The sequence below is a fragment of the Haemophilus influenzae genome (assembly GCF_019703545.1).
GTDB classification, from domain to species: Bacteria; Pseudomonadota; Gammaproteobacteria; order Enterobacterales; family Pasteurellaceae; genus Haemophilus; species Haemophilus influenzae_E.
The window spans coordinates 1-15,912 of the sequence record NZ_AP018771.1; the positions used below are offsets into that span (position 1 = coordinate 1).

General features: G+C 38.8%; 9 protein-coding genes. 5 read left to right on the top strand and 4 right to left on the bottom strand.

Going from position 1 to position 15,912, the window contains the following annotated elements; all coding sequences use genetic code 11:
• Nucleotides 1-100: 100 nt before the first annotated feature.
• From dnaA to K6J66_RS00020, 4 genes are all read left to right on the top strand, one after another.
• Entirely contained in the window at nucleotides 101-1,465 is a 1,365-nt protein-coding gene (gene dnaA, locus K6J66_RS00005; RefSeq protein ID WP_110442711.1) for a chromosomal replication initiator protein DnaA, read from the top strand.
• Nucleotides 1,466-1,477: 12 nt separating this feature from the next.
• A complete protein-coding gene (gene dnaN, locus K6J66_RS00010; protein WP_110442710.1) occupies nucleotides 1,478-2,578 on the top strand; it encodes a DNA polymerase III subunit beta in 1,101 nt (366 codons plus the stop codon).
• 1 nt (nucleotide 2,579) lies between these two features.
• On the top strand, nucleotides 2,580-3,659 hold the full coding sequence (recF, locus tag K6J66_RS00015; RefSeq protein ID WP_038440087.1) for a DNA replication/repair protein RecF: 1,080 nt from the start codon (nucleotides 2,580-2,582) through the stop codon (nucleotides 3,657-3,659).
• 241 nt (nucleotides 3,660-3,900) lie between these two features.
• Entirely contained in the window at nucleotides 3,901-9,192 is a 5,292-nt protein-coding gene (locus tag K6J66_RS00020; RefSeq protein ID WP_038440088.1) for a S6 family peptidase, read from the top strand.
• A gap of 113 nt (nucleotides 9,193-9,305) precedes the next feature.
• Here K6J66_RS00020 and leuD read toward each other — a convergent pair whose 3' ends face one another.
• The 4 genes from leuD to leuA all read right to left on the bottom strand — a co-directional run bounded on the left by leuD (nucleotide 9,306) and on the right by leuA (nucleotide 14,227).
• On the bottom strand, nucleotides 9,306-9,908 hold the full coding sequence (gene leuD, locus K6J66_RS00025; RefSeq protein WP_005664229.1) for a 3-isopropylmalate dehydratase small subunit: 603 nt from the start codon (nucleotides 9,906-9,908) through the stop codon (nucleotides 9,306-9,308).
• A 24-nt stretch (nucleotides 9,909-9,932) separates the two neighbouring features.
• Nucleotides 9,933-11,342, bottom strand: coding sequence for a 3-isopropylmalate dehydratase large subunit (leuC, locus tag K6J66_RS00030; protein WP_038440090.1), 1,410 nt, complete (start codon nucleotides 11,340-11,342; stop codon nucleotides 9,933-9,935).
• 175 nt (nucleotides 11,343-11,517) lie between these two features.
• Complete coding sequence (leuB, locus tag K6J66_RS00035) at nucleotides 11,518-12,594, bottom strand: 3-isopropylmalate dehydrogenase (protein ID WP_038440091.1); 1,077 nt, start codon at nucleotides 12,592-12,594, stop codon at nucleotides 11,518-11,520.
• Between the two features lie 85 nt (nucleotides 12,595-12,679).
• On the bottom strand, nucleotides 12,680-14,227 hold the full coding sequence (gene leuA / locus K6J66_RS00040) for a 2-isopropylmalate synthase (RefSeq protein ID WP_038440092.1): 1,548 nt from the start codon (nucleotides 14,225-14,227) through the stop codon (nucleotides 12,680-12,682).
• 544 nt (nucleotides 14,228-14,771) lie between these two features.
• Between leuA and dprA the strand changes: the two genes are divergently transcribed.
• Nucleotides 14,772-15,893, top strand: a complete 1,122-nt coding sequence (gene dprA, locus K6J66_RS00045) for a DNA-processing protein DprA (protein WP_012055334.1) — start codon at nucleotides 14,772-14,774, stop codon at nucleotides 15,891-15,893.
• The last annotated feature ends 19 nt before the right edge of the window (nucleotides 15,894-15,912 follow it).

Consider the following 15,912-nt stretch of genomic DNA (forward strand, 5'->3'; position numbering starts at 1 on the left):
CTCAACACTAGATTTTTTAGAAGATCTTTTCACACATTTATTGTAAAATCTCCGACAATTTTGACCGCACTTTTATAATAAAAACAACAAGGATCCTTTTGTGAATCTCTCAAATCTTTGGCAAAGTTGCCTGTTACAACTTCAAGATCAAGTTTCAGCCAGCGATCTTAGCACTTGGCTTCGTCCTTTACAGGCTGATGTGGTGGCGGATAACCACATTGTTTTATATGCTTCTAATATGTTTGTGAAAGGTTGGGTGGAAACCCATTATCTCGCACAAATCCAGCAAATTTGTCAAACACTTGCACAAAATCCTGAACTGCGTATTTCTTTAAAAGAAGGGGTTAAACCTGCACCCAAGATAGTGGAAAGCACACCAAATACATCACTTAGATCAGAAAGTGCGGTAGATTTTCAAGCTGAATCTAGTGCTTCAGTAAAATTTGAATCTCATCTCAATACTAAACACTTATTTGATAACTTTGTTGAAGGTAAATCGAACCAACTCGCACGTGCAGTCGGTCAAAAACTTGCTCAAGCACCAGGCGAACCATCAGCCAATCCTTTCTTTTTATATGGCGGCACTGGTTTAGGGAAAACTCACTTGTTACACGCCATTGGCAACGGCATTTTAGCCGATAAACCGAATGCGCGAGTGCTTTATATTCACGCAAATAACTTTATGCAACATATGGTAAAAGCAGTGCGTGATAATAAAATGGATCAGTTCAAAAAATTCTATCGTTCTCTCGATGCGCTTTTAGTGGATGATATTCAATTTTTCGCTGAAAAAGAAAAAACCCAAGAAGAATTCTTCCATATTTTCAATAACTTATTTGAAACGGGTCGCCAAATTATCTTAACTTCAGATCGTTATCCTAAAGAAATTGAAAAAATTGAAGAACGTTTAAAATCACGTTTTGGCTGGGGCTTAACAACAGCTATTGAACCGCCCGATCTTGAAACCCGTGTAGCGATTTTATTAAAAAAGGCGGAAGAACATAATATGAACTTGCCAGAAGAAGTCGCTTTCTTCATTGCTCAACGCTTGCGTACCAACGTGCGTGAACTTGAGGGTGCATTAAATCGTGTAAAAGCAATGCAAGACTTCAAAGGCGGTGACATTGATATTGATTTCGTGCGTGATACCTTAAAAGATATTTTGGCTCTGCAAGAACGCTTAGTTACCATTGAAAATATTCAAAAAGTGGTGGCTGAATATTATCGAATTAAGGTTTCAGATTTAAAATCAAAAAGTCGCGCACGTTCAGTGACTCGTCCTCGCCAAATTGCAATGGCGTTAGCAAAAGAATTAACAAACCGCAGTTTGCCTGAAATCGGTCGTGCATTTGATCGTGATCACACAACCGTATTAAACGCTTGCCGAGAAGTGCCAAAATTCCGCGAGCAAGACAATAGCATTCAAGAAGATTGGGCGAATTTAATCCGCACTTTGTCTGCATAAAAGGAGAACGCAATGCAATTTAGCATTTCAAGAGAAAATTTATTAAAACCGTTGCAACAAGTATGTGGCGTATTGAGTAATCGCCCAAATATTCCTGTATTAAACAACGTATTGTTGCAAATTGAAGACAATCGTCTGACTATCACTGGTACAGATTTAGAAGTCGAATTATCGAGTCAAACTCAGCTTTCATCGTCTTCTGAAAATGGCACTTTTACCATTCCAGCAAAAAAATTCTTAGATATTTGCCGCACTTTATCTGATGATTCAGAAATCACGGTGACTTTTGAACAAGACCGTGCATTAGTGCAATCGGGGCGTAGCCGTTTTACGCTGACAACCCAACCTGCCGAAGAATATCCAAACCTCACAGATTGGCAGTCTGAAGTGGATTTTGAACTACCGCAAAATACCTTACGCCGTTTAATTGAAGCCACTCAATTTTCTATGGCAAACCAAGATGCACGCTATTTCTTAAATGGTATGAAGTTTGAAACAGAAGGCAATTTATTGCGAACTGTGGCAACAGATGGTCATAGACTTGCGGTCTGTACTATTTCACTTGAACAAGAATTACAAAATCATTCTGTGATTTTACCTCGTAAAGGCGTGTTAGAGCTGGTTCGTTTATTAGAAACAAGCGATGAACCAGCACGCTTACAAATTGGCACCAACAATTTACGTGTCCATTTAAAAAACACCGTATTTACATCAAAATTAATTGATGGTCGCTTTCCTGACTATCGCCGAGTATTGCCTCGTAATGCCACAAAAATTGTCGAAGGCAGTTGGGAAATGCTGAAACAGGCTTTTGTTCGTGCGTCCATTTTATCTAATGAACGCGCACGCAGCGTACGTTTAAGTTTAAAGGAAAACCAGCTTAAAATTACTGCCTCAAACACAGAACACGAAGAAGCAGAAGAAATTGTCGATGTCAATTACAATGGCGAAGAATTAGAAGTGGGCTTTAATGTAACCTATATTCTTGATGTGCTGAATGCACTTAAATGTAATCAAGTGCGAATGTGCTTAACTGATGCGTTCTCCAGTTGCTTAATTGAAAACTGTGAAGACAGCAGCTGCGAATACGTCATTATGCCAATGCGTTTATAATATGGCGATTTCTCGTTTACTGGTCGAAAAATTTCGTAACTTAACAGCAGTGGATCTTGATTTTGATCCCTGCTTTAACTTTCTAATCGGCAACAACGGCAGCGGAAAAACCAGCTTATTAGAAGCCATTTTTTATCTTGGTCACGGACGTTCATTTAAGAGTGCGGTCACAAATCGCATCATTTCTTACGACGAACCGCACTTTACCCTATTTGGACAAATCCAAGAAAGCCAACATCAATGGTCTGTCGGCTTACAAAAACTGCGTCAAGGCAACACCTTAGTAAAAATTAACGGCGAAGATGGCAATAAAATTTCCGATCTTGCCCATCTTTTGCCAATGCAATTAATCACCCCTGAAGGCTTAACCTTACTGAATGGGGGGCCAAGTTATCGCCGCGCGTTTTTAGATTGGGGATTATTCCACCACCAAACAAGTTTCTATTCCGCTTGGAGCAATCTCAATCGATTACTCAAACAACGAAATGCCGCCCTTGCACAAAATCAGCCCTACTCCGCTATTAAAGTTTGGGACGTTGAACTTGCTAAACTTGCCCATCAAGTAAGTCAATGGCGTGCCGAATATGCAGAAGCACTACGCCCTGAAATTGAGCAAACTTGCCGACTTTTTCTGCCTGAATTAGAAATTAATGTCAGCTTTCATCAAGGATGGGAAAAAAATGCTGATTATTATGAAATTCTTCAACAAAATTTTGAACGAGATCGTGCCTTAAATTACACCTTTTCTGGCCCTCAAAAAGCGGATTTTCGTTTCAAAGCACAAGGATTGCCTGTTGAAGATGTGCTTTCTCGTGGACAACTTAAACTTTTAATGTGTGCATTAAGACTAGCGCAGGGCGAGCATTTAATGAAAGAAAAGCAACGCCATTGTATTTTTTTAATCGATGATTTTGCCTCGGAATTAGATCAAGACAAACGCGCCTTGTTGGCAAAACGATTACAACAAAGTGGCTCACAAGTGTTTGTTACCGCCATCACTAAAAGACAACTAAAAGAAATGCAAGTGGAAAACAAAAAAATGTTTTCTGTTCATAATGGCATCATTAACGCCTTAAATTAGCCAAAAGTGCGGTGGAAAATACGCCAATTTTTTAAAAAATATCAAAAATCATTATCATTACCTCATAAATGTAATTCAAGTTTTGAGCGATTTATGCTATAAAGCTCGCTCATTATAAAGATGAAGACAACTTGCAAACTATCAACGCAACACAGCCAAAATTTGAATCAACTTGTAACCGTATATCAAATTGTGTCCTATCAAATCTACTTTTTAAACTTAATTAATAAGGACAGCTTCTATGCTAAATAAAAAATTCAAACTCAATTTTATTGCGCTTACTGTCGCCTACGCATTAACCCCTTATACAGAAGCTGCGTTAGTGAGAGACGATGTGGATTATCAAATATTTCGTGATTTTGCAGAAAATAAAGGGAGATTTTCTGTTGGTGCAACAAATGTGGAAGTGAGAGATAAAAATAACCACTCTTTAGGCAATGCTTTACCTAATGGCATTCCGATGATTGATTTTAGTGTTGTGGATGTGAATAAACGTATTGGTACATTAGTGGATCCGCAATATATTGTAAGCGTAAAACACGCACATCAATATATGAATGACTTTTATTTTGGGCATTATAACGGACATCGTGATGTTTCTGATGATGAAAATAAATATAGTGTAGTGACACAAAATAATGTTAATCCAAATGAAGGCTGGCACGTAGATAAGCGATTAGATGACTATAATATGCCTCGTTTAAATAAATTTGTGACCGAGGTTGCACCCACTACGCCTACATTAGCTGGGGACGATTTAGAAACCTATAAAGATAAAGAAAAATATCTGTCCTTTGTGCGAGTAGGTGCTGGTACTCAGTTTGTTTATAAAAAAGGTGCTGACTACGTTGAAAATAATACCCATAATAGTGATATTAAATTCCTAACTGACGCATATCGCTATGCTATCGGTGGTACACCTTATAAAGGAATTAATATTGACCCGTCCCAAAGTAAAAAAGGTCTTATCGGTTTTGGAGATAGCCGTGAAGATCACGTTATTAATTCCAAAACATTGCTCTCTCAAGACCCTCTTACCAACTACGGCGTATTAGGTGATAGTGGTTCGCCTTTATTTGCTTTTGATAAACAACAAAACAAATGGGTTTTTATCGGGCCTTATACTTATTGGGCAGGCTATGGTAAAAAATCTTGGCAAGAATGGAATATTTATAAAAAAGATTTTGCTGATACTATTCACTCAAGAGATAACGCTGAAGCTGTGCCTTTCTCTAACAAAGAATATCGTTGGACAACAACAGGTAACTCAAGTCAAATCACAAACAATCAAAAAACAATTTCAGTCAAGCTTCCAAATTCTGAGGAAAAACTGGTTAATTATCAACAAAAAGAGAAAGAGAATACTGGACAAAATGTAATTTTTGAAGGAAATGGTAATTCTAAAAACACACTTGTTTTAGAAAATAACATCAATCAAGGTGCTGGCGGTTTATTCTTTAAAGGAAACTACGAAGTTAAAGGAAAAACGGACGATATTACTTGGGTAGGCGGCGGAATTTCTGTTGAAGAGGGAAAAACAGTAACGTGGAAAGTACATAACCCACAATCTGATCGTTTAGCTAAAATCGGCAAAGGAACATTAATTGTAGAAGGAAAAGGAGAAAATAAAGGTTCGCTAAAAGTGGGCGATGGTACTGTTATCTTAAAACAACAAGCTGATGCCAATAATAAAGTTAAAGCCTTTTCACAAGTAGGTATAGTAAGTGGTCGCTCAACTGTTGTACTTAATGATGATAAGCAAGTAGATCCAAATTCAATTTACTTTGGTTTTAGAGGCGGTCGATTAGATGCCAATGGCAATAATCTCACTTTTGAACATATCCGTAATATTGATGATGGCGCAAGACTAGTTAATCATAATATGACTAATGCCTCAAATATAACGATTACTGGGGAAAGCCTAATTACAGATCCAAATAAAATTACCTTAGATTATATACCACGACAAGATGAAGATAATCCTTATGCTCCTCGACGGATTAAAGATGGATACCAACTCTATTTAAATTTAGAAAACTATACTTATTATGCGTTAAGAAAAGGTGCTAAAGCTACTTCAGAACTGCCATACAACAATGCAAGCAATGAAAATTGGCTATATATGGGTAAAAATTCCGATGAAGCCAAAAAGAAAACGATGGAATACATCAATAATAGCCGTATGAATGGCTTTAACGGTTATTTTGGTGAGGAAGAGGGTAAAAATAACGGTAATCTAAATGTGACTTTTAAAGGCAAAAGTGAGCAAAATCGCTTTTTATTAACAGGCGGAACAAACCTTAACGGTGAATTAAAAGTTGAAAAAGGCACCTTATTCCTTTCTGGCAGACCAACACCGCACGCAAGAGATATTGCAGGTATTTCTTCGACAAAAAAAGATCCTCACTTTGCTGAAAATAATGAAGTGGTAGTAGAAGATGACTGGATTAACCGCAATTTTAAAGCAACAAATATTAATGTAACCAATAACGCAACCCTTTATTCAGGTCGCAATGTTGCAAACATTACGTCAAATATCACAGCTTCTAATAAAGCAAAAGTACATATTGGCTATAAAGCAGGCGACACCGTTTGTGTACGTTCTGACTATACGGGCTATGTGACTTGCACTACTGACAAGTTATCCGATAAAGCCCTTAATAGCTTTAACGCCACCAATGTATCTGGCAATGTAAATTTATCAGGTAATGCAAACTTTGTCTTAGGCAAAGCCAATTTATTCGGCACAATTCACAGCACGGGAAATAGCCAAGTACGTTTAACCGAAAATAGTAAATGGCATTTAACAGGCGATAGCAATGTTAATCAGTTAAATTTAGACAAGGGGCATATTCATTTAAATTCAGCAGACAATTCAAACAATGTGACAAAATATAACACGCTGACTGTGAATAACTTATCAGGCAACGGTTCTTTCTATTATTTAACTGACCTTTCTAAAAAGCAGGGCGACAAAGTTATTGTAACCCAATCCGCCACAGGTAACTTTACATTACAAGTGGCAGATAAAACAGGCGAGCCTACAAAAAATGAACTCACGCTTTTTGATGCTTCAAATGCTACAAGAAATAATTTGAATGTGTCATTAATTGGGAATACCGTTGATTTAGGTGCTTGGAAATATACGTTGAAAGAAACTAATGGACGTTACGATTTGTATAACCCAGAGGTGGAAAAAAGAAATCAAACTGTCGATACGACAAATATCACAACACCTAATAATATTCAAGCTGATGCACCTAGCGTACCAAGTAACAATGAAGAAATAGCCCGTGTTGAAGCACCAGTTCCACCACCTGCGCCTGCTACACCATCAGAGACAACTGAAACAGTGTCAGAAAATAGTCCGCAAGAAGGTGAAACCGTAGAGAAAAACGAGCAAAACGCAACCGAAACAACAGCTCAGAATGATGAAGTTGCAGAAGAAGCTAAACCAAGTGTAAAAGCTAACACTCAAACAAATGAAGTGGCTCAAAGTGGAAGTGAAACCGAGGAAACTCAAACGACTGAAACAAAAGAAACAGCTAAAGTAGAAACAGAGAAAACTCAAGAAGCATCTCAAATGGCTTCTGAAACGTCTCCGAAACAAGCAGAGCCTGCTCCTGAAAAAGTTTCAACTGATACGAAAGTAGAAGAAACTCAAGTTCAAGCTCAACCGCAAACACAACCGACAACTGTTGCTGCGGTAGAGGCAACTTCGCCAAACAGTAAACCAGCGGAAGAAACTCAACCAAGTGAAAAAACTAACGCTGAACCTGTAACATCTGTATCACAAAATCAACCAGAAAAAACTGTTTCTCAATCAACAAAAGATAAGGTTGTTGTAGAAAAAGAGGAAACGGCTAAAGTAGAAAAAGAGAAAACTCAAGAAGCCCCTCAAATGGCTTCTCAAGCGTCTCCGAAACAGGAACAGTCTGAAACTGTTCAACCGCAAGCAGTGCTTGAAAGTGAAAATGTTCCGACTGTTAATAATGCAAAAGAAGTTCAAGCTCAACTGCAAACACAACCAAGTGCAACAGTAAGCACTGAACAACCTGCGAAAGAGACTAGCTCAAATGTTGAACAACCAGTGACAGAAAGCACAACAGTAAACACTAGAAACTCTGCAGTGGGAAATCCAGAGAAGACAACACCTGCTACAACTCAATCTGCAGTTAATTCAGAAGCAGTTCAATCAAAAACAACAGAAGCTGATAATTCAGAAAGTAGTGAGCCAAAGAGTAGACGTAGAAGAAGTATTAGCCAGCTTCAAGAGACTTCTACTGACGAAACAACAGTAGCTAATAATTCAGAAAGCAGTAATAAGCCAAATAATAGACGTAGAAGAAGTGTTAGCCAGCCTCAAGAGACTTCTACTGACGAAACAACAGCAACTTCTACTAACGAAACAACAGTAGCTGATAATTCAGAAAGCAGTAATAAGCCAAAGAGTAGACGTAAAAGAAGTGTTAGCCAGCCTCAAGAGACTTCTGCTGAAGAAACAACGGTAACTTCTACTGAAAAAACAACAGTAGCTGATAATTCAAAAAGTAATAAGACAAATAGTAGACGTAGAAGTAGAAGAAGTGTTGGCTCAGTTCCGCATGATGTTGGACAAGCTACAAGTGGCAACGATCGTTCTGCAATGCCATTGAGCAATCTCACAAGTACAAACACCAATGCGGTACTTTCTGATGCAAGGGCAAAAGCACAATTTGTTGCATTAAATGTAGGGAAAGCAGTTTCTCAACATATTAGCCAGTTAGAAATGAATAACGAGGGGCAATATAACATTTGGGTATCTAATACTTCAATGAACAAAAATTATTCCTCAAGTCAATATCGTCGTTTTAGTTCTAAAAGTACGCAAACTCAACTTGGTTGGGATCAAACAATCTCAAACAATGTTCAGTTAGGTGGCGTGTTTACTTATGTTCGCAATAGTAACAACTTTGATAAGGCAAGCAGTAAAAATACCTTAGCACAAGTTAATTTCTATTCTAAATATTATGCGGATAATCATTGGTATTTAGCGGTGGATTTAGGCTACGGCAAGTTCCAAAGCAACTTACAAACTGATCATAATGCGAAATTTGCTCGCCATACTGCACAATTTGGTTTAACCGCAGGCAAAGCATTTAATCTTGGCAATTTTGGTATTACGCCAATAGTAGGCGTGCGTTATAGCTATTTATCAAACGCTAATTTTGCATTAGATCAAGATCGCATTAAAGTAAATCCAATATCTGTCAAAACAGCCTTTGCTCAAGTTGATTTAAGTTATACTTATCACTTAGGCGAGTTTTCCGTTACGCCAATTTTGTCTGCTCGATATGATGCAAATCAAGGCAGCGGAAAAATTAATGTAACTCGATATGATTTTGCTTACAACGTGGAAAACCAACAGCAATATAACGCAGGGCTTAAATTGAAATATCATAATGTGAAATTAAGTCTAATAGGCGGATTAACAAAAGCGAAACAAGCGGAAAAACAAAAAACTGCAGAATTAAAACTAAGTTTTAGTTTTTAATAAGCCTGTTTAAATTAACGTTATAAACAACAAAGCCCTGTGTATTACAGGGCTTTATTTTTGAATGAAATTCAGTGATTAAGTGCGGTGAAAAATCAGCGCATTTTTTATTTTTAACGTAAAAACGCTGGAATATTTTTCTCGTATGCTGAGATTTTGTCTTCGTGCTGAAGAGTTAAGCCGATATTATCCAAGCCGTTTAACAAACAATGGCGGCGGAATTCATCAAGCTCAAAAGTATAAACTTTATCCCCTACAGTGACCGTCATCGCTTCTAAATCTACGTGGATTTGCTTGCTTTCATTTGCCCATACCCATTGGAAGATTTCTTCTACTTCTTCTTCGCTTAAACGAATCGGTAACATATGATTATTTAAGCTATTGTTATAGAAAATATCCGCAAAACTTGGGGCGATCATTACTTTAAAGCCGTAGTCTGCTAATGCCCAAGGGGCGTGTTCACGAGAAGAACCACAGCCAAGGTTTTTACGCGCCAACAAAATTGTTGCACCTTGATATTGCGGATAATTTAAGACAAATTCTGGATTTGGCTTGGTGCCGTCCACATCAAGATAACGCCATTCGTGGAATAAGTGTTTGCCGAAACCTACGCGGGTAATGGCTTGTAAAAATTGTTTTGGAATAATTGCATCGGTATCTACATTTGCCGCATCCAATGGTACGACTAAGCCTGAAAGTTGTTTAAATCCTGCCATTTTTCTTTTTCCTATTTTTGAGCCTTAATTTAATGCCACTTCACGAATATCAACAAATTTACCGAACACTCCTGCTGCCGCTGCCATTGCAGGGCTTACTAAATGGGTACGTCCATTACGACCTTGACGCCCTTCAAAGTTACGGTTTGAAGTGGAAGCACAACGTTCCCATTCGCCTAAACGGTCGTCGTTCATCCCTAAACACATTGAACAACCTGGATTACGCCATTCTGCACCTGCGGCAATAAAGATTTTATCCAAGCCCTCTTTTTCCGCTTGTTCTTTCACTAAGCCAGAACCTGGTACTACTAAAATACGTTTTACGTTATCCGCTTTTTTACGCCCCTTCATCACTGCCGCTGCTGCACGTAAATCTTCAATGCGCGAGTTGGTGCAAGATCCAATAAACACTTGATCAACTTTAATATCTTTTAAATTAGTGCCAGCTTCTAAGCCAATATAATGTAAGGCTTTTTCCGCTGAAGCACGTTGTACAGGATCTGCCATTTCTTGCGGATTTGGTATGGTTTCATTCACAGAAATTACCTGCCCAGGGTTTGTCCCCCAAGTGACTTGTGGTGCGATGTCTTTTGCTTCTAGCGTTACCACTGTGTCAAATTGTGCATCGTCATCAGATTTTAAGGTTTTCCAATAAGCAACGGCATCCTCCCAATCTTTGCCTTTCGGCGCGTGTGGACGATCTTTCAAATATGCAAATGTGGTTTCATCTGGCGCAATCAAGCCTGCTTTTGCACCCATTTCAATTGCCATATTACAGATGGTCATACGCCCCTCCATAGAAAGGTCTCGGATCGCTTCGCCGCAGAATTCTACAACGTGTCCTGTACCGCCTGCCATCGTAGTTTTGCCGATAATGGCAAGAATAATATCTTTTGCCGTAATACCTGATGCGACTTTACCACGCACTTCAATTTTCATACTTTTTGCGCGAGCCTGTTTTAAAGTTTGAGTGGCTAATACGTGCTCTACTTCAGAAGTACCAATACCAAAAGCCAAGGCACCAAATGCACCGTGCGTTGCGGTGTGTGAATCGCCACAAACAATTGTCATACCAGGTAAGGTTAAACCTTGTTCTGGCCCCATAACGTGTACAATACCTTGCTCTTTGGTTGTTATATCAAATAATTTAATACCTGTTGCTTTGGTATTTTTGTCCAGTTCTAATACTTGAATTTTCGCTTGACCTTCAAGTTTGTTCACATCACGCACTTGGGTAGAAATACTGTGATCCATGGTACCGAAAGTTTTGTTTACTTGGCGAACTCGGCGATTTGCGACGCGTAACCCATCAAAGGCCTGTGGGCTGGTTACTTCGTGAATCAAATGACGGTTAATATACAAAATTGGCGTTTCGCCCTCTGCTTCATACACAATGTGTGAATCAAATAATTTTTCGTAAAGTGTTTTTGCCATAATATTTTTCTCTATTCGTTAAGGGAAGTGCGGTTAAAATTCGATGTGTTTTTCAACCGCACTTTAAATACTTTGTCCCCCTGTTTATTGGGGATATTTCTAAATAACTAAGGGTGGGAGATTGCCCCCTTCCGCCCTTCGAGCATCTTCCCCCGTAAACGGAGGAAGGCAAGTATTAAATTGCTTGTGTAATCAATGTACCCATTTCTGCAGTAGAAACTGGTGTGGAAGCATCGGCCAAATCGGCGGTACGATGACCACTTGCCAAGACTTTTTGAACCGCACTTTCAATGGCATCTGCCGCTTCGTTTAAGTTGAAGCTATAACGCAACATCATTGCTGCAGAAAGAATTTGTGCGATTGGGTTGGCAATGCCTTTGCCTGCAATATCAGGGGCAGAACCGCCTGCAGGCTCGTATAAACCAAAACCCTCTTCATTTAAGCTGGCAGATGGCAACATTCCCATAGAGCCTGTGATCATCGCTGCTTCGTCAGAAATAATATCGCCGAAAATGTTAGAACAAAGCAAAACATCAAAAGCTTCTGGTGCTTTGATTAACTGCATGGTGGCATTGTCGATATAGATATGCTCTAAAGTCACTTCAGGATAGTCTTTTGCCACTTCAGTCACAGTTTCACGCCATAAAACGGAAGACTGTAATACGTTCGCTTTATCCACAGAAGTGACTTTTTTATTGCGTTTCATTGCTGCATCAAAAGCCGCACGTGCAATGCGTTCAATTTCATATTTGTAATACACTTCCGTATCAAATGCTTTGGTTTGTGCACCTTCGCCTTCACGACCTTTAGGCTGACCGAAATAAATCCCGCCCGTTAATTCACGCACCACCACCATATCAAAGCCTTTTGCGGCAATATCTGCACGTAATGGACAGAATTTTTCGAGTCCTTTATAAAGGGTAGCAGGGCGAAGATTACAGAATAATTTGAAATGTTTACGCAAAGGCAATAATGCACCACGTTCTGGCTGTTGATCTGGCGGTAAATTTGTCCATTTAGGGCCACCTACAGAACCAAATAAAATGGCATCCGCTTGATCGCAGCCTTTTAAGCTTTCGGCTGGTAATGGGCAACCGCAATGATCAATGGCAGCACCACCCACAAAAAACTCGTTAAAGTTAAGTTTAAAACCGAATTTTTCTTGGGCTTTGTTTAATACCTTAATAGCTTCCGCCATTACTTCAGGGCCGATACCATCGCCTGCTAATACTGCTATATTGTATGATTGCATATTATTTTTCCTATTTTTTACTGCAAAAGTGCGGTAGTTTTTTTCGTATTTTTCCCCTCTTTGCGAAAAAGGGGAACTCGATAGATTAATGCTGTTTATGATTCTTAATATCTGCCACTTTATGCGCGCGATAAATGGCATTGATAGCGTGGACTAAAGCAAGTGCGGAAGATTCAACGATGTCTGTTGCTAAACCAACGCCGTGGAATTTACGCCCTTTGTGTTCCACCACAATATCCACTTGCCCTAATGCTTCTGCACCCTCGCCTTTGGCAGTTAAGTTATAGTGAGACATTTTGATTTCTAAGCCTGTTAAATTTAAGATGGCGTTATAAACCGCATCTACTGGGCCGTTACCACCAATTGACGAAGTGCTTAATTTTTCGCCATCTAATTTCAATTGAACAAAGGCTGTGGCTGGATATTCTTTCGTTGAATGCGCAGAAAGTTTATCTAATACCAAACGATCTTCATCACCTTGTTGCATATCGATAAACGCCAAGGCTTCCAAATCATAATCAAACACTTGACCTTTTTTATCCGCCAATTTTAAGAACGCGTCATACAATTTATCCAAATCATAATCTTGTTCGTTGTAGCCCATATCCGCCATATGACCTTTCACAGCCGCACGACCAGAACGTGCGGTTAAATTCAATTTTTCTTTTTTCAAACCAATGGTTTCTGGAGACATAATTTCGTAGGTATTTTTGTTTTTCAACATACCATCTTGATGAATACCAGAAGAATGGGCAAAAGCATTTGAGCCTACAATGGCTTTATTCGGTTGAATCGGCATATTGCAAAGTTGGCTAACCATTTGGCTGACACGATGAATTTCTTGAGTATTGATACGAGTATCCACGCCCATAAAATCCTGACGAACTTTCATTGCCATGACTACTTCTTCAAGGGAAGTATTGCCCGCACGTTCGCCAATTCCATTAATGGTACATTCAATTTGACGTGCACCATTTTGTACAGCCGTTAAAGAATTAGCGGTTGCCATACCTAAGTCATTATGGCAATGCACAGAAATCACAGCTTTGTCGATATTCGGCACGCGATTACGCACTTGAGCAATAATGTTGCCATATTCATTTGGTAAGCAGAAACCGACTGTATCGGGAATATTTACTGTAGTTGCGCCTGCATTGATTGCGGCTTCAACAATACGACAGATATTGTCAATGCCTGTACGCCCCGCATCTTCGCAAGAAAACTCAACATCATCCGTATAATTACGTGCGCGTTTCACTGCTACAACTGCCATTCCCACCACATCATCAAAAGAACGTTTTAATTTCGCTTCAACATGTAATGCCGAGCTTGCAATAAAAGTATGAATACGAAATGCTTCAGCGACTTTCAATGCTTGGTATGCGGCATCAATGTCTTTATCTACGGCTCGAGATAACGCGGCAACACGAGCGTTTTTGATATGGCGCGCAATGGTTTGTACCGATTCAAAATCCCCTTGAGAAGAAACGGGGAACCCCACTTCCATTACATCCACGCCTAAGCGTTCAAGTGCTAAAGCGATCTGTAATTTTTCTTTTACCGTCAAACTTGCTTTTAACGCCTGTTCCCCATCACGCAAAGTCGTATCAAAAATAATAACGCGATCTGTCATAACAATTTCCTTACTAAAAATGCCTCTAAAATCACTCCAAAAGTGCGGTGCGTTTTTCCTGTATTTTTTAGACAAAAAACCCGCGACTTATAAAGTGCGGGTTTAAAATTGGGTATTTACATCTGACTGTTTTTTATCCACAACTTAGCCGCACGCAAAATGTGAGAGCAGCAGGTTGAGAGATAAAGAAACAATACGAAACATAAATAAAAATCCTTCTGTGTAAAACGTTTTCCATATTACGAATAAAAAACTGGCTGTCAAACTATTTTTCGGCATTTTATATTAAAAATAAACCTACTCACACTCTATTAAATATATATTTAACTAATAAATTTAATAAAATCAGCATATTTAACCAATTAAATCATCATCAACAAATTTTTCTTATTGGATTTTTTACATTTTCAAAATAAGAAAAATTTTGCAATTTTTTACTCATTAAAAAGAATTTTTGCGATCTACATCGCAAAATGCTTTTAAATTAATCGTTTCTCTCCCTCGTTTTTTCCATACTAGATTTTCAAATAAGAAAGGAAAAAATATGAATGACATTACCTACACATTACTCCGTTTAATGCAAGTGCCTAAACTTGGCGGCGTTGGCATTGATAAAATTTTGTCCAATATTACCTTAAATGAATTACTTAATTATGATGATGTTGCTTTCCGACAAATGGGATGGGGAGCCATTCAAATTCGCCGTTGGTTCAAACCTGAAGCAAAATTTATTGAGCCAGCACTCGCGTGGTCACAAAAAGAGGGAAATCATTTAGTAAATTATTTTTCCCCTTTTTATCCCTTTTTATTGAAACAAACCGCAAACTTTCCGCCACTATTATTTGTAAAAGGAAATTTAACCGCACTTTCACAACGCCAAATGGCAATGGTTGGGAGCCGTTATTGCACGACTTATGGAGAATATTGGGCAAAACATTTTGCAACAGAACTTTCATTAGCGGGTTTTACCATAACAAGCGGTTTAGCATTAGGAATTGATGGTCATTGTCATCAGGCTGTCGTTAATATTCAAGGGCAAACTATTGCGGTCTTAGGCAGTGGATTAGAACAAATCTATCCCTCTAAACATCAAAGATTATCAGCACAAATCATCGAAAATAATGGCGCATTAGTCTCTGAATTTTTACCAAACCAAGCACCTATTGCTGCTAATTTTCCACGCCGTAATCGGATTATTAGTGGGCTTTCAGTCGGCACGCTTGTTGTTGAAGCCACCGAAAAAAGTGGATCACTTATTACTGCACGGTATGCGTTGGAACAAAACCGAGAGGTTTTTGCTGTGCCAGGCAATATTCAAAATGAATCAAGTCAAGGTTGTCATCGCCTGATTAAACAAGGCGCAATGTTGGTAGAAAATGCAAAGGACATTTTGGAAACGCTCTACCAACATTCTATCCACAGCCAAACTGAAATTGATTTTGACCAGATCGCCGTGCCTAATTACACGCCACCACCCGATCCTCGCCGATTAGTAGAAGCACCAAGCCACCCGAAACTTTACTCGCGTATTGGTTACACGCCTGTGAGCATTGATGATTTAGCGGAAGAATTTAACTTGAGTGTCGATGTTTTGCTTGTTCAGTTGCTCGATCTTGAGTTGCAAGATCTTATCATAAGTGAAAATGGCTTATATAAACGCGTTTAGTATAAATTTTTATGCTAAG